The organism is Bradyrhizobium sp. BLXBL-01, assembly GCF_051853025.1.
Classification (GTDB): Bacteria; Pseudomonadota; Alphaproteobacteria; order Rhizobiales; family Xanthobacteraceae; genus Bradyrhizobium.
The window spans coordinates 5,939,980-5,961,350 of record NZ_CP182471.1; the positions used below are offsets into that span (position 1 = coordinate 5,939,980).

Sequence of the window (21,371 nt, forward strand, 5' to 3'; positions counted from 1 at the left end):
ATCCCGGTCGGGCAATTCGCAAGCCCGCCGGACAGGGCAGGAAACAAACAGCAAAAAGCAGGCAACGACCAAGAGAGCGTGCGACCATGGATCTCGGGCTCACATCGAAAACCGCTGTCGTCACCGGCGCGAGCATCGGCATCGGCCGCGCCATCGCCAAGGGCCTCGCCGCCGAAGGCGTGCGTGTCATCGGCGTGGCGCGCCGCACCGATCTCCTCGCCGAGCTGGTGAAAGAGGTCGGCGGCGGGTTGATCATCCCGTTGGCGCAGGACGTGATGGCCAAGGACGCCGCCGAGACCATCGCGGCCTTTGCCGTGAAGGAGCTCGGCCATGTCGACATCCTCGTCAACAATGCCGGCGGCAGCCGTCCCCTGCCCGTCGATGCGCCCGACAGCAAATGGGACGAGGCGATCGCGCTCAACTTCACCAGCTACCGCCGCATCGCGCATGCACTGCTGCCGCAGATGATCGAGCGCAAATGGGGCCGCATCGTCAACATCACCGGCAAGTCGGAGCCGGAGGGCCTCAATGCCGCTTTCGCCGCCAAAGCCGCCGTGCACGCCTGGGCCAAGGGGCTCTCGCGCGAGATCGGCAAGCACGGCATCACCATCAACTGCATCCCGCCCGGCCGCATCATGAGCGAGCAGATCCGCCGCAACTACCCGCCGGATTACCGCGAGCGCTTTGCCGAGGAGGAGATCCCGGTCGGCTATTGGGGCGAGCCGGAAGATCTGGCCGCACTCGCGGTGTTCCTGGCCTCGCCGGTGGCGCGGTACATCACGGGCACGGTGATCCCGGTGGATGGAGGACTGCGGCGGTATCAGTTCTAGGACCGCACGCTCTTCATGCACGTCCCAAGCATTGCTGCGCCGCGGAAGGGTCGAGGCATCGACAACGTTGATTTGCGTCAAGCGAGCGGTCGAGCGGTTGCGAGATCCTCGCGCGCTATCGGCGAACCGACACGAGAGTGCGCGCGGTGAACGGTTGGACGCGTTGGGTGCCCGGGATCAACACGCTTCGCCACTACGAAGCTGATTGGCTTCGGCATGATGTATTCGCAGGTCTCGTGCTGGCGACCATGCTGGTCCCGGTCGGGATCGCCTATGCCGTCGCGTCTGGACTGCCGGGCATCCATGGCCTCTACGCGACCATCGTCCCGCTTCTGGCCTACGCGATGTTCGGTCCGAGCCGCATCATCGTGCTCGGACCGGACTCGGCGCTGGCCGCCGTCATCCTCGGTGTCATTGTCCCCTTGTCCGGCGGCGATCCGGTCCGCGCGGCCATGCTTGCCGCGATGATGGCGCTCGTTTCCGGAGCGGTGCTCGTTGTCGCGGGCATCGCACGGTTGGGGTTCGTGACCGAGCTGCTGTCCAAGCCGATACGGTACGGCTACATGAACGGGATCGCGCTGACCGTTTTGATCAGCCAGCTGCCAAAGCTGCTCGGCTTCTCGATCGAAAGCGAAGGACCGCTGAGAGACCTGTGGGCGATCGCCGTTGGGATCGGCGATGGCAAGATCAATTGGGCCGCATTCGCAGTCGGACTTGGCACGTTGATGGTCATCCTGCTGCTCAAGGACAACAAACGACTGCCGGGAATCCTGATCGCCGTCGTCGGAGCGACGCTTGTCGTCTCACTCCTCGACCTGGGAACCGGTTACGGTGTGAAAGTCCTGGGGCCACTCCCCCAGGGGCTGCCGGCCTTCTCCATCCCCAGGATCGGCTATAGCGATCTGATCCCCGTGCTGGCCGGCGGCTGCGCCATCGCTCTGGTCTCGTTCGCCGATACCAGCGTGTTGTCGCGAACCTATGCTGCTCGCTTGGGCGACAAGGTCGATCCGAACCAGGAGATGGTGGGTCTCGGCGCCGCCAACCTGGCAACCGGGTTTTTTCAGGGCTTTCCGATCAGCAGCAGCTCCTCGCGCACGCCCGTTGCCGAAGCGGCCGGCGCCCGCACCCAACTCACATGCGTCGTCGGCGCGCTTGCGATCGCGTTCCTTCTGTTGGCTGCGCCAAACCTGTTGCAGCACCTGCCGAATGCCGCCTTGGCGGCGGTGGTGATCGCAGCCGCGATCGGTCTGATCGAGATCGGCGACCTCAAACGGATCTACCGGATCCAGCGCTGGGAATTCTGGTTGACCGTGCTCTGCTTCGTCGGCGTGGCCGTGCTGGGCGCGATTCCGGGAATCGGCCTCGCCATCGCGGTGGCCATCGCCGAGTTTCTGTGGGACGGCTGGCGTCCACACTCCGCGATTCTGGGGCGGGCGCACGGCGTCAAGGGCTATCACGACATCACGAGATATCCCGATGCCCGCCTGATACCCGGACTGGTCCTGTTCCGCTGGGACGCGCCGCTGTTCTTCGCCAATGCCGAGTTCTTCAAGGAGCGTATTTTGGCCGCGGTCGAAAAATCGCCGACGCCCGTGCGCTGGCTGGTCGTCGCCGCCGAACCGGTCACGAGCGTCGACGTCACCGCCTGCGATACCGTTGCCGAACTGGACAAGGCGCTGCACGCCAGGGGCATCGAACTATGCTTTGCCGAGCTCAAGGATCCCGTGAAGGACAAGCTGAAGCGATTCGGGTTGTATGCGCAGGTCGGCGAAGCCCAGTTCTTTCCGACCATCGGCTCGGCGGTCTCGAGCTATCTGGACATCAACAACGTCGAATGGGAGGACTGGGAAGATCAGGTCAAGGTCGGTTCGCAGCCCGTCGGATTGTAGAGCGAAAGCGAAACCGATCGTCGGAGCCGAGATGTCCTGCCAAAGCGGAATGGCTTTGCGTCGAAACGGCTGCCGCGGCCTCCCCCGCTTGCGGGAGAGGGAGTGCACCTCCGTCGGCGCAGCGATCAAGCCTCACGCCATCATGCTCCAGCCGCGCATCCGATGGCCCCATACCGCCGGACCTCAGGGCTTGACGTAGCTCCAGCCCTGTTCCTGCAGCTCCATGACGCGGACGACACCCGATTTGACCACCGTCGCCTGAGGAATCAGATTGATGTCCTTGCTCTCCGCCTTCCGCATATTGTCCTGGGTATTGCCGCAGGCTTTGAAGGAGATTTCGGGATTGCTCATCGCGAGCACCTCGATGCGTGGCTTTACCGGCGAGGTATCATCGCGCAGCATATGAAGACCCGGACCAAAGGTTACGATCTCGATCGACACTGGTTCACCGAGATCGCGGTAATATTGAGCGACATTGCTCGCATTGTTGAGCGTGAGGTTCATCATCGCGGGGTCGTTGGAATTGACCTGCAATATCAGCTGATGCGGCTTTTTGGCGATCTCGGCCTTTGTCGCCTGAGCCATCGCCGCCCTGGTCGCAGCGGTTTGCTTGCCCGTGCGAGTCTGTCCCGGCTTGCTCGCCTGCGCCTGTCTACTCGGTTGTTTCGGATCGCTTACTTGATTCGTCGCGCTCGAGTGCGGATTCAACTGGTTGTCCTGCTGCGCCTGCACGCTTGGTACGACCAGAAGCACCATCGCCAGGCCGCCGATCGCTGCCATCGCCAACTTCGGATTGATCATCTCGTGTCTCCCGTTCCCTGACCATCACCTTCCTGGTCTGGCGACGCTATGTGGCCATTTGCATGCAGCCGCCATTCTCTTGCGCACGCTCCCAAATCCGCTGAGCAGGAATTGTCCGTCTTGCACCTGACCAGTGCGGGCGAACAGGCGCACAACGACGTGACCGTCGTCGGGTAGCGCGTTCAGCAACTTTACGACGTCGCCCCCGAAAGCGACGCCGGAGCCGAATGACGGCGACGCTGCCGCGAGTTGCGTTGGCGTGTCCGCATTCAGCCGAAAGGAGATGACGTATTCGTTGGCGCTCCGTGACAGCGCCGGTCCGGCGACCGTGACTTCGGTGCGGCCTTTGCGGCAGTGGATTGCGAGCTGCATGGCGGCTCCATCGGAGCCGCCGACAGAGGATGTGGTGGCGGTGACGATCGGCGAATAGTCGACCGGCGAGGTGGTCTCGCTGACCAGCCAGTTATCGTCCGACACCCGCCGGGCAAGCGGTGACAGCTTGCGTGATGACTCTTGAAGACATTCCAGCCGGGCCGATCCGTCCATTCCCGAACAAGCCCGAAGTGCTTCCATGGAATCGCTCGCGCTTTGCGCGTAGGCAATTCCGCAGGCAACGTTGAAGACGACGGCGAGCGGGGCAACGGCAGTGTTCATGGCTTCGCCTGGGCGCTGCGCGCCTGGCGATCCAGCCATTCCTGCGCTGCCTGGAAGCGGGTCAGCCCCGGGATGGTTGCGGCAAGATTGATCGACCGCCATTTCGGATCAAAGCCTGGTGCCTGCAGGCGGTCGATCCGCGAGAACAGGTAGTCGACGAGGCGCGCCACGCGTTGATAGCGATTCGAGCCCGGCCGCCAGTTGAACGCAACGAGCGCTGTCGGCACCGCGATGGTCGAGACCCGGTCGCCCTGCTTGATCAGATTGGGATACTCGATCGCGTCCAAGGTCGCGGGCAGATAATAATCCTCGAATCTCCTGTCGTAGTGGACCGGGAGAAACTTGAATCCGGCCTCCCAACGACCGCGTACGAAGGCATCGACGGGCTTCGACGTGATGAACACGACGGCCGACATCTCACCCTTGCGCATCTGTTCCAGGGCAAGCTGATGCGGAATGAACGTCTTGTCGACGTCGATGCCGAGGCGGCTGAAGATCAGCGGTCCGGAATAGGCGGCTGCGGTGCCCTGGGTATTGAAGTTCACTTTCTTGCCGGCAAGGTCCTGCAGGCTCGTGATCTCCGGCCGTACGAAGATGTGCAGCTCGGACGGGAACAGATTGAGCAGGTAGGTAATGCGGCTTTGGATCTGCGGAACCTGAAGCTTGTACTCGTCGAGCGCATCGGAATTGATGATCGCGGTATCGACACCACGCAGATAGAGCAGCGCGTTCAGATTGTCGGTGGCGCCCCGGGTGACGATCGGCAGCAGATGCAGCTCTGCTCCGTCGTCGACGACACGGGCCATTTCTGCGGCGAGACGAATCGGCGCGCCCTCGAGCAGACCGCCGGCGAGCCCGACGGTCCAGGCGTTCATCCGGTCCTTTTCTCTCTCCTGAGGGAGCGGCCCTCGTGCATCCGCCTTGGCGGGTCTTGCGGTCTGTGCTTCCAGGCAAGCCGGTTGAAGCAGCACGGCAATCGGCACCAGCGCGACGAGCAGGAGCGACGAGAGCGACCTTGGCACCTTGTTCATGTCGTTCCTTTCCGGATGACCCACTGCAACCACTCGTCCCAGCATGAATGCAAAGCCCACGCTCAGTGATGCAATGCATCCAGTCGTTCCTTGGCTCCGCGGATGCCGCTCCTCTGTGCCTTCGCGTAGAGCTCTCGCGCCTTGGCCGCCTCGCCGCGCGTTCCATAGGCCCCCCAAGCGGACAGAACCGCGGGATCATATGTCTCCGCGAGCATGAAGGTCGCCTGCGCGATGTTCTTCTCGGCAGCGAGCTCGAGGACAATCCGCGCTGCACCGATATTGCCCTGATCGAGCAACGCTCTGGCACGCGGGATCAATCGGGCCTCCACTTCGTCCTGGCCTGGACTCGTCGGCGGCTCCGCTGCGGTCACGTTCTGCGCCGTCGATGGAATCGGACCGTCGTTTCTTTGCGCAACCGGGGCGCGCTCATCGGTGAGGCGCGATACCGAGGCGAGGCTTCTCTCCCTGGCTTCAGTCCTGCTCCGCTCCTGGTGCAGCGACTGCCGCAATTCGGCGATCTCCCGGTTCGCCGCCTGTCTCTGCTGCGAGGCTGCATCGTTCGCCTCGCGCAGATGCTCGTTCAGGGTTTCGATGTCTCCGCGCATTTGCGCAAGTTTGCCCTCCAGCGCGGCAGCGTGAGCCTGGGCCTCTTCGAGCGCACGGCGTTGGTGCTCGGCGTTTGCCGTTGCCGACCGCGCAGCGTCCTCCTGTTGTGCGAGGGCTGCGTTCTTGTCGCGCTCCCGCTGCAGGGACTGCCGCAATTCCGCGATCTCCCGTCCCGCCGCCTCGCTTTGCTCCGCCGCCGCATTGTCGGCCGTAGCCGATCCGCGAGCCATGCCGGCCAGCTCGCTCGCGAGCGCCGCGGCGCGTGACTGCGCATCGTAGCGTTCTTGCTCGGCGCTTGCCGCTAGCGCCTGCGCGGCGCTCACTCGCTTCGCCTGGACGGCGCTCTTCTCCCGCTCCTGCTGCAGGGACTGCCGAAGTTCAGCGATCTCCCACGCCGCCGCATCTCTCTGCTGCGTGGCCACCTCGTCCGCGTCGCGCGCCTGCGCGATACGGGCCTCGATTTCGCGGCGGGTTCCGGCAAGTTCGTCCGCGAAGGCGGCGCCGCGGGCCTGCTCCTGTTGAAGAGACTGCCGCAGCTCCTCCGCGGCAATTTCCGCCGCGTGCGTGCGCTGGACCGCCTCGTCAAGCTCGCTGCGCGCGCCGGCCAGCTCACCGGAGAGCGCGTCACTGCGCGGAGCGTCGGCGTCGAGCCGTTGTCGAGGTCCCGCCGTGCTTGCCGAGACCGCCTGCACCAGGACCTCGGACGTTTCGCTCTGAAGGAATGCTAGCGATCCGGTCCCGATGTCCGGCCGCTGGTCGAGGCCGGCGGCGCTCCCGCCGTCAATGCGTGTCATTTCGAGAGTCGTTTGTGCCTTGAACGGGTCGAAAGCACCGAGCAGGGTCACCCCAATGAAGATGAGGGGGACCAGAACGACAGCCGCAACGAGCGAACTGCCCGATGTTGCCTCCTCCGGATCGACATCCTGGGTCTCAGGATCCAATGGGGTCGGTGAAAAGCCGATCGGCGAGCCGTCCTTGGCTACCCATCTGCCCGTCTCGAGCGACCCGTGACCGAGCTCCCCCGCCGCGTCTTCTATCCGGGTGTTTTCTCGATCCCTGGGTGCAGTATCGATTGATCGGCGCATGCATTACGCCTCTCTTGCGGCGCGGCGAGACGTCCAAATTAAATATAATAATTAACTGAAATACATATAATTTCGACGGTATTCAAGAGTCAAATTAAATATGCTCGTCGATGCCGTTATACGGCTCAATACATCGCATGGAATATAGGGCTGGCGCCCCGAATCTGCGTATCTGACCATGTTCTCGTCGCGTCTCGGCATCGAGGAGTGACCATGCGCATTGCATTGCCGTATTTGGGAATTGGCGTCTGTTTGTCTGTTGCTACCTGGTTGGCGCTTGGGCTTGTGCTCTAGCAGCGGTTTACCGCAAACGAGTTCGGAATCGACTTGGGACGGTCCCCCGAAATCACCGCTCCAACGGCGGTTTGACCTTTGGCTTGTCCGACCGCGTCGGCCACGTCTCCTCCCGCGCGTTGTCGACCCAATTCACACCTTGTGAATGAACCTGTGTTATAGTCATTAAGACTATAGGTTTGAGCCATTCTGTTTTGTCTGTTTTGTCGCCCAAGTCGGTCATTTTCTTAAAGGTCACAGTTTGGGGCGCGTCATGAGTACTCATGGTCAGTGCGACCGTATTGCGATTCTGCGTCAACGTGTTTCGTCTCTCAGCTCTCAACTGGCAGAGCTTCAGAACCTTCGTATCCGCCTGGAAAAAGCTCAGGAAAGACGAATCCGCAGACGTTCAAAGGTCACAGCTACCTCGGCGAGGCGACGCCGATCTTGGCAGTAGGGGCGCCTCGACAGCCCAAGCCCGCGGGCGGCGGCGATCAGGCCGGCGAGAGCGAAGCGCACCCATCGACAACGTTCGCCGCCAAGCCTGATCGGCTTCGCAAGGACTCTACCTATCCAACGCGCTGACCGAACTTCAACAAGGGGTCCGACTTCGGTGCCGGGCCAGCAGGTGACATCGGTCGTGCAGCAAGAGACCGCCCGAAGGCGGTCTCGTAGGCGCGAGCGAAGGCGCTCCTTCAAAGATCAACCTGGACGGCAACATTGGAGCGCACCCAGTCCGATTGCCCTGCCTTCAGCCGCTTGGCTTGAAATTCAACGAAAGCCGGATCGGCGCCCAGTGACGCCAAGGTGCGACCATAGGCTTCGACGCTATCAAAGCGGGCCACGAAGGCGTAGTTCCCGATCTCGCCACCGATCACCGACCAATAGCTGACATCGGCCCCGTGTTTCCTCCAGAGTGTCGCGCCCTCTTTTGCCAGCTGTAGGACCGTCGCAAGATCGCTACCGGGCCTTGGATGCGAAACGAACTGCATAATGACTGCAGGCATATTCCCCTCCAATGATGAATGATGGCGCCAGACAACCTGGTTTGGTCATTTGGCCCGAGGAGAATTCCAAGCGGTGCACGCTCAAGCTTGATCTGGATCAATCCACTGTTCAAGCTCGACTGCAGTCTGCCTCCCTTGCGCTGAATTGCGGCATTGCATGGAGATTGCCATGATGGAGCAGCGCAATCGAGTTGTTCAGGTCGGCAGCTTCGGTGATCCCGAGACGCTGGAGGTTGTCGACGGTCCCCTGCCGAACGCTGGCCGGGGCGAGGTGCGCGTTCGCGTGCTCGCATCGAGCCTCAACTACACCGAGGTGCTGATCAGGCGCCACTTATACCCGCAAACGATGCGCCTCCGGCCGCCGTTCGTGATGGGCTACGACGTCGTGGGAGCAATCGATCAGCTCGGCGAAAGCGTGCGCGACTTTCAGATCGGCGACCGCGTGGCCGACATGACGGTGGTAGGATCAAACGCCGAGTATCGCACGCTTCGGGCCAACGACCTGACCCGCGTGCCCTTGGGCGTGGACGCCGCTGAAGCGGCCGCTCTGATCTTGAGCTGGACCACCGCCTACCAGCTTCTGCACCGCGCGGCCAAGGTGCGGCGAGGCCAACGTGTGCTCGTCCATGGGGCCGCCGGCGCGGTCGGCCAGGCTCTGCTCGTGCTTGGGAGACTGGCCGGCCTCGAGCTGTGGGGCACCGTACGCGGCGAGCACATGGCGCTCGTCCGAAACCTGGGGGCAGCGCCGATCGACTACCAGCATGAGGACTTCACGCGGATTCTGCCGGGTGGATTCGATGTCATCGTCGACGGCGTCGGCGAAGACGGCTATCGCCGCTCATACGCGGCGCTCAAGCCCGGCGGCCTGCTCTGTGCCATCGGCTTTTCGGCGAGCGTGCAGGCACAGCGTCGGATGCTCCCTGTCATGATGGAGATCGCGCGACTGTACCTGTGGAGATTGTTGCCCGGTGGCAAGCGAGCCCGCTTCTACTCGGTCAATGCCATGCGGGCGCGACATCCCAGCTGGTTCAAGGAGGACCTGGAGCAACTGTTCGGGCTGCTGGCAAGTGGTGCCATTCGGCCGCGCATCGCCGAGCGGATCTCCTTCGAGGAGGTCGCCGATGCTCACCGTCGCCTCGAGGCTGGCGGTCTCGAAGGCAAGCTCGTGCTTTGCCCGGATCTCTCCTCGCGACGAAGCCAGCGCGCCGTCTGACACGACGGCACGGTGCACCCCACCGGCGCGACATCGAAGCCGCGCTCGCACGCGAACCCGCTTCGGTGCAGGAAGGCTGGTGGGCTGCTCATTCGATCACCTCGTCGGCGACCAGGAGAAAGTCTCGACCAATCGACAAGCCAAGCGTCCTGGCCGTTGCAAGATTTATGACCAGCTCGAACTTGGTCGGCTGCTGTATCGGCAATTCGGCCGGCTTTGCGCCTTCGAGAATTCTGGCCAGGTAGCTGGCGGTGGCACGCGACAAGTCAGGCAGGTTGACGCCGTAGGAAACCAGGCCCCCCAGATCCACTGCCTCTCTGGCGGCGTAGATCGCCGGCAGGCGGTTCTTCTCGGCAAATGGCACAATCCGCGCGTACTGGCTGTACAGCATCGGGCTGGGAAACAGGACGAGGCCATCGGCGCGCGCCTTGGCCAAGTCCGCGAACGCGCCTTCGAGATCGGCAGGACCGTCCGCCGACACAAGCTGAAGCTTGGCTCCGAGAGATTGAGCGGCACTCTCGATTTCGTTCAGCATCCCCTTCATCGTGCGCTCACCGTATGCCCGGGGGTGCCACAGCACGACGACGCGCGAAAGACCTGGAACGATCACCTTGAGCAATTGAAGCCGTTTGGACACCAGCTCCGGGCCAAGAAATGTCGTCCCGGTAACATTGCCGCCCGGCCGCGCCAGGCTGGAAGCGAGCTCGTCCTCGACGGGATCGGCCATGCCGATGCCGACAATGGGAACGGTGGAAGTCGCTTTCCTGGCGGCGCGGACAGCCGGGGTGGCCAACGCAACGATTGCGTCGACCCGTTGCGCCACGAATTCCTGTGCGAGCTCGCTGAGCTTGTCGGCATCGCCGTCGGCGAATCTGCGGTGAAATGCGACATCCTTTCCTTCGGCATAGCCGAGCTCACGCAAGGCCGGGACAAACGCATCGAGCGTCTTCAGACTTGCGTCGGATTTGTCGCCACGGCCGAGCGAAAGGACGCCAATCTGGCGAAGCCTGGTCAATTGCTGAGCATGAGCTGCGAACGGCCACGTGGCAGCCACACCCCCGATGACAGTGATGAACTGGCGCCGTTTCATGGGGCCCTCGGCCAAAGCACGAAACATCGTACAGACAAAGGGCGACGCCATGGAAGTGCAATCGGGCCGGGGAAAGCCCGCTTCGGGCCCGGTGCCCAACACGATTGCCGTGCCGAAGAAGCGGCGCTTCGCCTCTGAATCCCACTTGCCCCTGTCAGGCGGACGCGTGCCTCGCCACGCCTCAAATGCTTGATCCAGATCAAGCCCGTCACGGCAGCGCCACACCGGAATAGGCCGGATGGCCGCGCAGTGGGGCTATCGCGGCTATGGCTATCGCGGCCTCGGTTATGGCTTGGCCGGCGCCGTCGGCGGCGGCGCGATCGCGCGAGGATTGAGAAGCGCTTTCGCTTCTTCGGAGAATGGCTCGCCGAGAGCCGCCATTCTCCAGCCAACCAATTCAACCGGTGACGCGAAAGCCACCTTCATCCCTGGCCCGCCGGCGGGACCACGTACAGCGTCAGCGCGAACACCGCATAGATGAAGATCATCAGGGCGCCGACGAACCAGGCCGAGCGCCCGCTGGCCGTGATGAAGGCCGACGTCACCGTCGCGATCATCACCATGGTGACGGCCCCCGGCCAGAACTGCAGGTCCATCGGCTTCGGCCCCACCACATAGCTGAGCAGCACCAAAGCGGGTGCGACGAACAGCGCGATCTGGGAAGCGCTGCCGAGCGCGATGCTGACGGCCATGTCCAGCCGGTTCTTGCGCGCCGCGGCGAAGGCCACCGCAAATTCGGCGGCGGCGCCGACCAGCGAGACGACGATGAAGCCGACGAAGGCTGGGCTCATTCCGAAGGTTTCCGCCGCCTTCTGCACCGATTCCACGAAGATCTCGCTGACCAGCGCCACCAGCACGGTGACAACCAGCAGCGTGCCGACGGCTGTTCCGATCGGCCAGTGCGCCTCCTTGTCGTCCTCGCCGTGATCGGCGCTGGCGAACAATTCCTTGTGGGTTCGAAGCGAGAACAACAGGCCGAGCCCGTAAGCGAGGATGAGCAGGATCGAAATGCCGAGGCTGAGCTTGTTGAGGATGCCCCCGCCCTGCGGCAGGTGGTCGAGTTCGGCAACCGCCGACGGCGCAAGCAGGGCAACGGTCGCCATCAGCAACAGGCCGGACGAAAGCCGCGCGCCGGCGCGGTTATACTCCTGCACGTGATAGCGCAGGCCGCCGAGCAGCAGGCAGGCGCCCAGCATGAACACCGCGTTGGTGACGATCGCACCCGCGATCGAGGCCTTCACCAGCATGTACTGGCCTGCGCGCAGCGCCGCGATGGCGATGATCAGCTCGGTCAAATTGCCGAGGGTTGCATTGAGCAATCCGCCCACGGCATCGCCTGTCTTCGCGGCGACCGCCTCGGTGGCGTGGCTGAGCAGCGCCGCCAGCGGCACGATGGCCAGCACCGACAGCACGAACAGCAGCGTGTGAGAATGCGGCGCCACCGCCTCGGCCACCAGCACGATGGGCACGAAGGCCAGCATCCAGAGCAAAGGGGTATTCCGGATTTCCCTGAGCAGGGTCTGCATGTGGGCCGCCCTTCCATCGATGCGCTGATAGGAGAGTCCGGCGCGTTCGCCGCACGAGTCTTGATCTGGCTCAACGAGAAGGGATTAGAGGCGCCACCGCATGGCCAGAGGCGATGCTCAGGCCCGAGGCACGACGAGGATCCGTCCCCAGGTCATCGGGCATCAGGATGGCAGGGCTCGCGCCAACTGCAGCGCGGATTGGACACCGTCTTCCAGGATTTGCCGTGCCCTGGCGCGGTCGGGCACCGCTCGCGCGAATTGCAGAATGCCCACGATGAGACCGAAGATGGCCAATAGCGGTATCGCCGACGCATGTTCGTGAGACCGGCTCGCGATTCACCAGCTGATATGTAGGCACGTACCCCATTCCATCCTTCTGGGAACACGGGCCTGATTCCGCAGTTGCTCCAGCTCACTGGAGAAAAATTCATGCCCAAGACATCGCTCGCCGAGATCGCCAAGGACATGGCCGGCATCGACATTGCCATTTTGTCGACCCACACCGAGAACGGCGAGATCGCCAACCGTCCCATGAGCAACAATGGCGACGTCGCCTATGACGGCACCTCGTACTACTTCACCTACGAACAGGCGCGGACGGTGTCGGATATCCAACGCAATCCGAAAGTGGCGCTCGGATTTTCGTCGGAAGCGGGCCTTTTCTCGAAGGGGACCTACGTGGCCGTCGAAGGGACTGCCGAACTGATCCGGGACAAGGCGGCCTTCCAGCAGCACTGGACGAGCGATCTCGACAGATGGTTCGACGACGGGGTCGATACGCCGGGCATCGTCCTGATCAAGGTCAAGGCCAACCGCGTGACCTATTGGAAGGGTCGTGAAGAGGGTGAGGTCGAGCTCTGATCGGAAAGGATCGTGAGGCGGATTCTTGAGTGGTTCTTCCGGAGCCGCGAAACAGGCGCCATCACCATCGCTCAGTGGCCCAATCTCGTTCTATGGATCGTGATCGTTGCGGCCGTTCTGCTTTGGCTCTGGCCGTCTGCCGGCAAGGCCAGCATCGGCTTGACGGTCGTCGTGAAAGGCGGACTCATCATGTGGGGCGCCGATGAGATCCTCCGCGGCGTGAACCCTTGGCGACGCTGCCTCGGCGCTGCCGTGGTGCTCTATGTGCTCGTGACGCTTTTGCGGTGAAGGCTGCTGTCCAGGCGCTCCGTCACGATAGCATCCTGCCAGTGTTTTGCCCGACGGGTCAACTTGATCGCGGCTGCTACCGCCGTTTGCGACACGGCGGGAAAATGCCTTGTCGATCAAAGGGCCTCCTACTGTGCATGGGGTTGTTTTTCGACTTTTTTGTTGTGGCCTCGCCCTGCGCACGCAGCGCGAGCCGCATCGCCTGACCTTCGCGCATACTCAGCATGCAAGCTTGCGCCTGTGGAAGCCGGCGCCTCCGTAGTACATGCCGAACATCCGACCATGGCTACGCCGCCGGAGCAGCGCGCCACGAAAATGACGATCACGTTACCTGCCGCCGCGCGCGAGCCCGACCATCCCACCGCCGACGGCCTTCCGGCGACGCAGCGGCGCTGGGCGGTCGCGGCGATCTTCACTGCGCTCGCAATGGCCTCGCTCGACACCGCGATCGCAAACATCGCCCTGCCCTCCATCGCCGCCGACCTGCACGTCACGCCGGAGCAGTCGGTGTGGGTGGTCAACGTCTACCAGATCGCGCTGGTGGCGACGCTGCTGCCGCTGGGGGCGCTCGGCGAGATCGTCGGGCACCAGCGCATCTATCTCGGCGGCCTGATCCTGTTCACCATCGCCTCGCTGTTCTGCGCGGTGGCATGGTCGCTCGACAGCCTCCTGGTGGCGCGCACCCTGCAAGGCCTGGGGGCGAGCGGCATCATGAGCGTCAACACGGCGCTGGTGCGCTTCGTCTATCCCGGCCGCATGCTCGGCCGGGGTTTCGGTCACAACGCGCTCGTGGTCGCGACCGCCTTCACCTTCGGGCCCTCGATCGCCTCCGCCATCCTGGCGCTCGGACCGTGGCCGTGGCTGTTCGCCGTCAACATCCCGTTCGGCCTCATCGCCATTGGCATCGGCTTTGCGATGCTGCCGAAGACCCCGCGCGCCGATCACGGCTTCGACTTGCTCGGCGCGATCCTGGCCACCGCCTGCCTCGGCCTGTTCATCACCGGCATCGGCAGCGCCGCGCACAATCTGTCGCCAATCGTTGTCGGCATCGAGTTGGTCATCGCCCTCGTGCTTGGCGTGATCCTGACCCGCCGCCATGCCGATCATCCCGCGCCGATGCTGCCGATCGACCTGTTCGCCAGGCCGATGTTCGCCCTGTCGGCGGCAACGGCCGTGTGCTCCTTCGCAGTCCAGGGGCTCGCCTTCGTCTCGCTGCCGTTCTATTTCGAGGACGTGCTCGGCCGCTCGCAGGTCGAGACCGGCTTCTTCATGACGCCGTGGCCGCTGGTGGTCGGCATCATGGCGCCGATCGCAGGCCGTCTCTCCGACCGCCATGCCGTCGGCCTGCTCGGCGGCATCGGTCTCGTGCTGCTCGGTCTCGGCATGGCGCTGCTGGCGGCACTGCCGGCCAATCCCGCGATCCCTGACATCATCTGGCGAATGGTGATCTGCGGCATGGGGTTCGGCTTCTTCCAGGCGCCGAACATGAAGGCGGTGATGGCAAGCGCGCCGGCTCACCGCAGCGGCAGCGCCTCCGGCATCGTCGCGACCGCGCGCCTGACGGGGCAGACGACCGGCGCGGCGCTCGCCGCCGCCTGCTTCGCGCTCGCAGGTCATGACGGCGCGACACTGGCGCTGGCGCTCGGCGCGGGCTTTGCCGCGCTCGGCAGCGTGATGAGCTTGCTGCGGCTCGCGGTGAAGTAAGCCGTCAGGCCGCCGTCACGCCGACGGCCACCGGAGCGACGGTCTCGTTGTCCAGCGCGGCCAGGCGCTCGTCGATGGCCGCGATGACCTTGCGCGAGTACGGTCCGAGATGTGCATAGGCCGCGATCATCTGCACGGCGATGCGCGCCGACGACGTGTCGCGCTTGGCGCAGTTCATGAAGGTCTGCCAGAGCGGCGCCCGCGCCTCGGGAAGGGCGGACACCACCTTGTGCACGGTCTCCATGGCGCCGAGCTTGGAGCGGATATCGCCTTCGGCAAGCTCGGAACGCTGCCTGGACCGGTCGAGCAGCGTCATCAGGCGATCGACGCGTGCTGCGTAGGCGGCCGGGCTGTAGACGTGCTCCAGCACCCGCTTGTAGTCCGTCAGGATGTCGCGCAACGGGCGGACCGGATCGAAGTTGATGCCGGCCGTGCACTGATCGGCACCGATGGTCGGCGCCACGTCGTGGCCCGAATGCAGCCGGCCTTCGCGCTCCAGCCGGCGCGTGAGCTGCGTGTTCGGCAAGGCATAGAGCAGGCCGACCATGGCCACGGGGATAGCCGCCTCCTCGATGAACTCGATCATCGACTCCGCCATCGAGACCTTCTCGTTGTCGAAGCCGACGATGAAGCCCGCGGTGACGAGCATGCCAGCGGCGTAGATCTTGTGGATGCTCTCGGCGATGTTGCGCCGCGTGTTCTGCTTCTTGCGCATCGCGACCAGCGTCTCGGGGTCCGGACTTTCGATGCCGACGAAGATGCCGAAGAAATTGGCCGCACCCATCAGCTCCAGGAGCTCCGGATCGTCGGCGAGGTTGACGGAGGCTTCCGTGGAGAATTCGAACGGATAGCCGTGCGTGCGCTGCCATTCGGCGAGCTTCGGCAGGAATTGCCGCAGCGACTTCTTGTTGCCGATGAAATTGTCGTCGACGAAATCCAGATGGCCGCGATAGCCCATCTTGTAGATCGTCTCGAGCTCGACGAACATCTGCTCGATCGTCTTGGTCCGCGGCACGCGCCCGTAGAGCTCGATGATGTCGCAGAACTCGCAGGTGAAGGGACAGCCGCGCGAATATTGCACCCCGAGATAGAGATAGTCCTCGAACTTGAGCAGGTCGAAACGCGGCACCGGCGTCTTGGTGACGTCGGCCTGGAACTTCGGTGCAGTGAAGACGCCGGACCGCGCGCCACTCTCCCAGGCCGCGATGAAATCGTCGATGACGCTCTCGGCCTCGCCGAGCACCCGGAAATCGGCCCGCTCGTAGATGTGGGGGCTCGAGGTCGGATCTGGTCCGCCGACCACGACCGGCTTGCCCGCGGCGCGGCAGAGCTCGATCAGGCGCAATGTGTCGGCCTGCTGGGGCAACATTCCGCCGGTGAACACAACGTCGGCCCAGGCGAGATCCTCCTCGCCGAAGGGCGCCGTGTTGCAATCGATCAGCCGGACCGTCCAGCTCTCGGGCAGCATCGCGGCAACGGTGATCAGGCCGAGGGGGGCGGCCGGGCGCTTGACACCCAGCACTTTGCAGGATTCGCCGAAGGTCCAGAAGGACTCTGCCGAGAACAGCGGGTAGAGCATCAGTACGTTGCAGGGACTCGGCACGTTCATGGAACTCCTTTTGCGTCGGCGCAGTGTACCAAAGCGCCCGCGACTTGCACCCCGGCAAAAGAGACAAACTGTCGCCGCTGCGCAAGCCGCGCAGGGCCCTGGAACCGGCCTTCGCAGCCGGACGTCGCCTCAAGCCACGGATTGACGCCCTCGGAATAAGGCGTCAACCCGAATCGATTGCGAAGGGATGAGCCAAAACGGCGTCCCGGTCCATACTCCAGAGCGACACGGCCATGCGTCCCCGCCACCCCTCGGACTGTTGATTTGAACCGTTCCAGTTTGCCGGACAGATTGCGCCCCTGAGTTCAATCGGTGGATTGGGCCAATCAGGGGACTTGCGATGGCAAACCTAACAATCAACGGAAAAACCTTCACGCTCGACGTCGAGCCGGATACGCCGCTGCTCTGGGCGATCCGCGAGAATGCCGGCCTGACCGGCACCAAGTATGGTTGCGGCATTGCACAATGCGGCGCCTGCACGGTTCACCTCGACGGCGTCGCGATGCGCTCCTGCGGGATCTCGGTCAGCGAGGCCGAGGGCAAGAAGATCACCACTATCGAGGGGCTCGCCTCTGGCAATGCGCTGCACAAGGTGCAGGAGGCCTGGATCGCCCAGGACGTGCCGCAATGCGGCTATTGCCAGAGCGGCATGATCATGGCGGTGGCCGCGCTCTTGAACGAGAAGCCGAAGCCGACCGACGCCGACATCGACGAGGCCATCACCAATATCTGCCGCTGCGGCACCTTCCAGCAGGTCCGCGAGGCGATCCACACGATCGCGAGCGCGTAAGGAAATCCTCACATGAACAAGCATATCTCGCCGCGGCTCAATCGCCGCGCCTTCGTCATTGGCACGGCCGCGGTCGGTGCGGGCCTCGCCATCGGCCTCGACCTCCCCTTCGGCGGCCCCGCCGTGGTCCGCGCGGCCGACGGCTCGCCCGAGATCGGCGCCTGGGTCGTGGTCAGGCCGGACGACACCGTGGTGATTCGCATCGCCCGCTCGGAGATGGGCCAGGGCTCGCTGACCGGCCTCGCCCAGCTGGTGGCCGAGGAGCTCGAATGCGACTGGACCAAGGTCACCACCGAATATCCGACGCCGGGCCAGAGCGTCGCCCGCAAGCGCGTGTGGGGTGATTTCTCCACCGGCGGCAGCCGCGGCATCCGCTCCTCGCAAGACTATGTCCGCAAGGGCGGCGCCACCGCGCGCGTGATGCTGATCCAGGCCGCAGCCGACGCCTGGAAAGTGCCGGCCTCCGAATGCAAGGCCGAGAACAGTGTCATCACCCATACGCCGTCGGGCCGTACCACGACCTACGGCAAGGTCGCCGAGGCTGCGGCGAAACTGACGCCGCCGGCGGACGTCAAGCTGAAGGATCCGAAAGACTGGAAGCTGATCGGCAAGGGCGTCAATCGGCTCGACACCGCCGACAAGACCACCGGCGCGATGGTCTACGGCATCGATGTCAAGCTGCCGGGCATGCTGAACGCCGCGATCAAGGATTGCCCCGTGTTCGGCGGCAAGCTGAAGAGCTTCGACGAAGCCAAGATCGCCGGCATGAAAGGCGTCAAGAAGGTCGTCAAGGTCGGCGACACCGCGGTCGCCGTCGTCGCCGACACCTGGTGGCACGCCAAGACCGCGCTCGAGGCGCTGCCGATCGTCTGGGACGAAGGCGACAACGCAAAGGTTTCCAGCGAGTCGATCGCGAAATGGCTGGCGGAGGGGCTCGACAATTCGCAGCCGGCCTATGTCGGCAACAAGAACGGCGACGCCAAGGCTGCGATTGCCGGTGCCGCCAAGAAGGTCGAGGCTGTCTACGCCTATCCCTACCAGAACCACGCCACCATGGAGCCGATGAACGCCACCGCGCTCTACACCGCGGACAAATGCGAGGTCTGGTGCGGCACGCAGAACGGCGAGGCGGCGTTTGCAGCGGTGCTGGAAGCGTCCGGCCTGCCGGCCGAAAAGTGTGACGTGCACAAGGTGATGCCAGGCGGCGGCTTCGGCCGGCGCGGCCAGACCGACTATGTCCGCCAAGCCGTCATGATCGCCAAGCAAATGCCGGGCACGCCGATCAAGCTGTTGTGGTCGCGCGAAGAGGACATGGCGCACGGCAGGTATCACCCCATCACCCAGTGCAAGATGACCGGCGCGTTCGATGCCAACAACAATTTGATCGCCCTGCACTACCGCCTGTCTGGGCAATCGATCCTGTTCTCGCTCCGCCCCGAAGCGTTGCAGAACGGGATGGACCCCGCGGCATTCCAGGGCGTCGCCCAATCCGGCGAAGCCGCGTTCGGCTATTCGGTGCCGAACCTTCTGGTCGAGCATGCGATGCGCAACCCGCACGTCCCGCCCGGCTTCTGGCGCGGCGTCAACGTCAATCACAACGCGATCTACATGGAATGCTTCATGGACGAGCTCGCCCAGGCCGCAGGCCAGGACCCGCTCGAATTCCGCCGCAAGCTGATGGGCAACCACCCCAAGCACCTTGCGGTGCTCAACGCGGTTGCCGAGAAGATCGGCTGGACCACGCCGGCGCCGCAAGGCGTCTATCGCGGCATCGCGCAGGTGATGGGCTACGGCAGCTATGTCGCCGGCGCCGCAGAGATCTCGGTGACCGATGGCAGCAAGATCAAGGTGCATCGCATCGTCGCCTCCACCGACCCCGGCTACGTCGTCAATCCGGCGCAGGTGGAGCGACAGGTCGCCGGCTCCTTCGTCTATGGCCTCTCCGCGCTGTTCTACGGCGGCTGCACGGTGAAGGACGGCAAGATCGAGCAGACCAACTTCGACACCTACAATTCGATGCGCATCAACGAGATGCCGAAGGTGGAGACGGTGATGGTGCCGAGCGGCGGATTCTGGGGCGGCGTCGGCGAGCCGACCATCGGCGTCGCGGCCCCGGCGGTGCTGAATGCGTACTTTGCCGCGACCGGCAAGCGCATCCGCCAGGTGCCGCTGCGCGACCAGAACATCACCTTCGCGTAAAGCATGATCAGGAAAAGTGTGGAGCGGTTTTCCGAAAAGGTCATGCTCAAACGACAAATCGCGGCGGCCATACCGGCCGCCGCAGCATTTTCCGGACAGGTCTCATGAATGCGCCGGTGACGCGGCGGAATGCCATTCTCGGCATCGCCGTCGCGGCCACATCGCTCGCCGCACCTTCGATCCTGCGCGCGCAATCGGCGGGGCGCGTCGTCGTGGTCGGCGGCGGCTTTGGCGGCGCGGCTTGCGCCCGCGCGCTCAAGCGCGCCGATGCCAAATTGCAGGTCACCCTGATCGAGCCGAACAAGACTTACATCTCCTGCCCCTTCAGCAACGAGGTGATCGCGGGCCTGCGCGAGATCGAGGCGCAGCAGTTCGGTTATGACAAGCTTGCCGCCGGGGGCATCAGCATCGTCACCCAGGCTGTGGCGGGCATCGACACGCAAACGCGTGGTGTGACGACGGGCGATGGCACCACGTTTGGCTATGACCGCCTCGTGCTCTCGCCCGGCATCGACTTCCATCTCGAAGCCCTGCCCGGCTACGACGACGCCGCGTCAGAGACGATGCCGCACGCCTGGAAAGCGGGCGCTCAGACTCTTTTGCTGCGCCGGCAATTGGAAGCGATGGGGGACGGCGGCACGGTCGCCATTGCAATCCCGGCCAATCCTTCCCGGTGCCCGCCAGCGCCTTACGAGCGCGCGAGCCTGATCGCGCATTACCTGACGTCGAGAAAGCCGCGCTCGAAAGTTCTGATCCTCGACGCCAAGGACACGTTCTCGCAGCAGCGGCTGTTCGAGAAGGCGTGGAAGGAGCTCTATGGCGACATGATCGAGCGGGTCGCACTGTCGCAAGGCGGCCGCGTCACCTCGGTCGATCCGACGACGCGAACCATCGTCACCGAATTCGGCAACTACACCCCTGATGTCGCCAACGTCATCCCGCCGCAGCGCGCGGGGCGCATCGCCGGCGTCGCAGGCGTTGCGGACGCGACCGGCTGGTGCCCGATCGATCCCGTCACGTTCGAGTCAAAACTCGTTCCGAACGTCCACGTCGTTGGCGATGCCTGCCTCGGCGGCGGCATTCCCAAATCGGCGTCCGCTGCGAGCGCGCAAGGCAAGGCTTGCGCTAGCGCGATCGTGAATCTCCTCGCCGGCCGCGCGCCGGACACGCCACGCCTGACCGGCGTCTGTTACAACGTCGTCGCGCCCGGCTACGGCTTCTCGCTCGCCGGCCACTACCAGCCGCGCGGCGACATCTTTGCCGAGGTCGAGGGCGGCACCAGCCCGGTCGATGCACCGCGCGAATTGCGCGCCCGCGAGGCCACGGAAGCGGAGCGCTGGTTTGAGACCATCACGGCGGACACCTTTGGCTAGGGCCATGATGGAAGGAGCCCTCACCCGGCGCTGCGCGCCGACCTCTCCCGCAAGCGGGAGAGGTAAGTGGAGCTCGCGGCGACCTCAGCCATCCTATCCGGTAGCTGCGATCGCGGCGCTCATCGTGGCAAGCCTCGCCCTCGCCTTGCCGACCCAAGCCGAAGAGCTCGTGCCCTACACAATCGTCGGCGACGGCATTCCCGACTCGCTCACAGGCTCACCCGGCGATGCTGCGCGCGGGCGCGCGCTGGTGCTCGCACGCACGACGACCTGCATCCTCTGCCATTCCGGCCCATTCCCGGAAACGCGGTTCCAGGGCGACCTCGCGCCTGATCTCGGCGGTGCCGGGAACCGGTGGTCCGTGAGCCAGTTGCGGCTTCGACTGGTCGATGCCTCGCGCTTCAATCCGGAGACCATCATGCCGTCCTATTATCGTAACGACGGCCTCGTTCGGGTCGGACGCAATTTTGCCGGGAAGCCAATCTTGTCGGCTGCGGAGATCGAAGACATCGTCTCATTTCTTGCAATGCTTCGGGACTAGC

The 21,371-nt window shown here is 64.2% G+C and carries 18 protein-coding genes; 10 read left to right on the top strand and 8 right to left on the bottom strand.

The annotated features are described in order from the left end of the window. Positions 1–86 precede the first annotated feature (86 nt). Together ACNJYA_RS27575 and ACNJYA_RS27580 are read left to right on the top strand one after the other, a co-directional pair. Positions 87–830 carry an SDR family NAD(P)-dependent oxidoreductase gene (locus ACNJYA_RS27575; protein WP_212254746.1) on the top strand — a complete coding sequence of 248 codons (744 nt, stop codon included), beginning with the start codon at positions 87–89 and terminating at the stop codon, positions 828–830. 146 nt (positions 831–976) lie between these two features. Continuing rightward, positions 977–2,719: a SulP family inorganic anion transporter gene (locus ACNJYA_RS27580; protein ID WP_172783901.1), complete on the top strand. Its 1,743-nt coding sequence runs from the start codon at positions 977–979 to the stop codon at positions 2,717–2,719. Positions 2,720–2,902: 183 nt separating this feature from the next. On the opposite strand, the gene ACNJYA_RS27585 is transcribed toward ACNJYA_RS27580, so the two are convergent. The 5 genes from ACNJYA_RS27585 to ACNJYA_RS27605 all read right to left on the bottom strand — a co-directional run bounded on the left by ACNJYA_RS27585 (position 2,903) and on the right by ACNJYA_RS27605 (position 8,176). Beyond that, positions 2,903–3,520, bottom strand: a complete 618-nt coding sequence (locus tag ACNJYA_RS27585) for a DsrE family protein (protein ID WP_246570620.1) — start codon at positions 3,518–3,520, stop codon at positions 2,903–2,905. Positions 3,521–3,544: 24 nt separating this feature from the next. Continuing rightward, a complete protein-coding gene (locus ACNJYA_RS27590; protein ID WP_439363886.1) occupies positions 3,545–4,174 on the bottom strand; it encodes a hypothetical protein in 630 nt (209 codons plus the stop codon). Then, positions 4,171–5,205, bottom strand: coding sequence for a TAXI family TRAP transporter solute-binding subunit (locus ACNJYA_RS27595; RefSeq protein WP_439363887.1), 1,035 nt, complete (start codon positions 5,203–5,205; stop codon positions 4,171–4,173). Before ACNJYA_RS27595 ends, ACNJYA_RS27590 begins: the two co-directional genes overlap by 4 nt. 62 nt (positions 5,206–5,267) lie before the next feature. After that, a complete protein-coding gene (locus tag ACNJYA_RS27600; protein ID WP_439401039.1) occupies positions 5,268–6,896 on the bottom strand; it encodes a hypothetical protein in 1,629 nt (542 codons plus the stop codon). Positions 6,897–7,864: 968 nt separating this feature from the next. Further along, a complete protein-coding gene (locus tag ACNJYA_RS27605; protein WP_212254743.1) occupies positions 7,865–8,176 on the bottom strand; it encodes a hypothetical protein in 312 nt (103 codons plus the stop codon). Between the two features lie 169 nt (positions 8,177–8,345). Here ACNJYA_RS27605 and ACNJYA_RS27610 point away from each other — a divergent pair, with 169 nt between their 5' ends. Beyond that, the gene (locus ACNJYA_RS27610; protein WP_172783897.1) at positions 8,346–9,389 is read left to right on the top strand and encodes a medium chain dehydrogenase/reductase family protein; all 1,044 of its coding nucleotides are present in this window, start codon (positions 8,346–8,348) and stop codon (positions 9,387–9,389) included. A gap of 88 nt (positions 9,390–9,477) precedes the next feature. On the opposite strand, the gene ACNJYA_RS27615 is transcribed toward ACNJYA_RS27610, so the two are convergent. Beyond that, on the bottom strand, positions 9,478–10,479 hold the full coding sequence (locus ACNJYA_RS27615; RefSeq protein ID WP_439363889.1) for an ABC transporter substrate-binding protein: 1,002 nt from the start codon (positions 10,477–10,479) through the stop codon (positions 9,478–9,480). A 422-nt stretch (positions 10,480–10,901) separates the two neighbouring features. Beyond that, the gene (cax, locus tag ACNJYA_RS27620; protein ID WP_172783895.1) at positions 10,902–12,005 is read right to left on the bottom strand and encodes a calcium/proton exchanger; all 1,104 of its coding nucleotides are present in this window, start codon (positions 12,003–12,005) and stop codon (positions 10,902–10,904) included. A gap of 429 nt (positions 12,006–12,434) precedes the next feature. On the opposite strand from cax, the gene ACNJYA_RS27625 reads away from it, so the two are divergent. The 3 genes from ACNJYA_RS27625 (at position 12,435) to ACNJYA_RS27635 (ending at position 14,858) form a co-directional block, all read left to right on the top strand. Further along, positions 12,435–12,866 carry a pyridoxamine 5'-phosphate oxidase family protein gene (locus ACNJYA_RS27625; protein ID WP_212254740.1) on the top strand — a complete coding sequence of 144 codons (432 nt, stop codon included), beginning with the start codon at positions 12,435–12,437 and terminating at the stop codon, positions 12,864–12,866. Positions 12,867–12,878: 12 nt separating this feature from the next. Continuing rightward, positions 12,879–13,154 (top strand): hypothetical protein, encoded by a 276-nt coding sequence (locus tag ACNJYA_RS27630; RefSeq protein ID WP_439363890.1) that lies wholly within the window; start codon positions 12,879–12,881, stop codon positions 13,152–13,154. A 315-nt stretch (positions 13,155–13,469) separates the two neighbouring features. After that, on the top strand, positions 13,470–14,858 hold the full coding sequence (locus ACNJYA_RS27635) for an MFS transporter (RefSeq protein WP_439403478.1): 1,389 nt from the start codon (positions 13,470–13,472) through the stop codon (positions 14,856–14,858). Positions 14,859–14,862: 4 nt separating this feature from the next. Here the strand turns inward: ACNJYA_RS27635 and ACNJYA_RS27640 are convergent, their stop codons facing one another. After that, positions 14,863–16,467, bottom strand: a complete 1,605-nt coding sequence (locus ACNJYA_RS27640) for a B12-binding domain-containing radical SAM protein (protein ID WP_271502862.1) — start codon at positions 16,465–16,467, stop codon at positions 14,863–14,865. 340 nt (positions 16,468–16,807) lie between these two features. On the opposite strand from ACNJYA_RS27640, the gene ACNJYA_RS27645 reads away from it, so the two are divergent. The 4 genes from ACNJYA_RS27645 (at position 16,808) to soxX (ending at position 21,370) form a co-directional block, all read left to right on the top strand. Beyond that, positions 16,808–17,257, top strand: coding sequence for a (2Fe-2S)-binding protein (locus ACNJYA_RS27645; protein ID WP_212254737.1), 450 nt, complete (start codon positions 16,808–16,810; stop codon positions 17,255–17,257). Positions 17,258–17,269: 12 nt separating this feature from the next. After that, on the top strand, positions 17,270–19,456 hold the full coding sequence (locus tag ACNJYA_RS27650; protein ID WP_439363891.1) for a molybdopterin cofactor-binding domain-containing protein: 2,187 nt from the start codon (positions 17,270–17,272) through the stop codon (positions 19,454–19,456). A 104-nt stretch (positions 19,457–19,560) separates the two neighbouring features. Continuing rightward, a complete protein-coding gene (locus ACNJYA_RS27655; protein WP_439363892.1) occupies positions 19,561–20,829 on the top strand; it encodes an FCSD flavin-binding domain-containing protein in 1,269 nt (422 codons plus the stop codon). Positions 20,830–20,953: 124 nt separating this feature from the next. Continuing rightward, entirely contained in the window at positions 20,954–21,370 is a 417-nt protein-coding gene (gene soxX / locus ACNJYA_RS27660) for a sulfur oxidation c-type cytochrome SoxX (RefSeq protein WP_439363893.1), read from the top strand. Position 21,371: the final 1 nt, after the last annotated feature.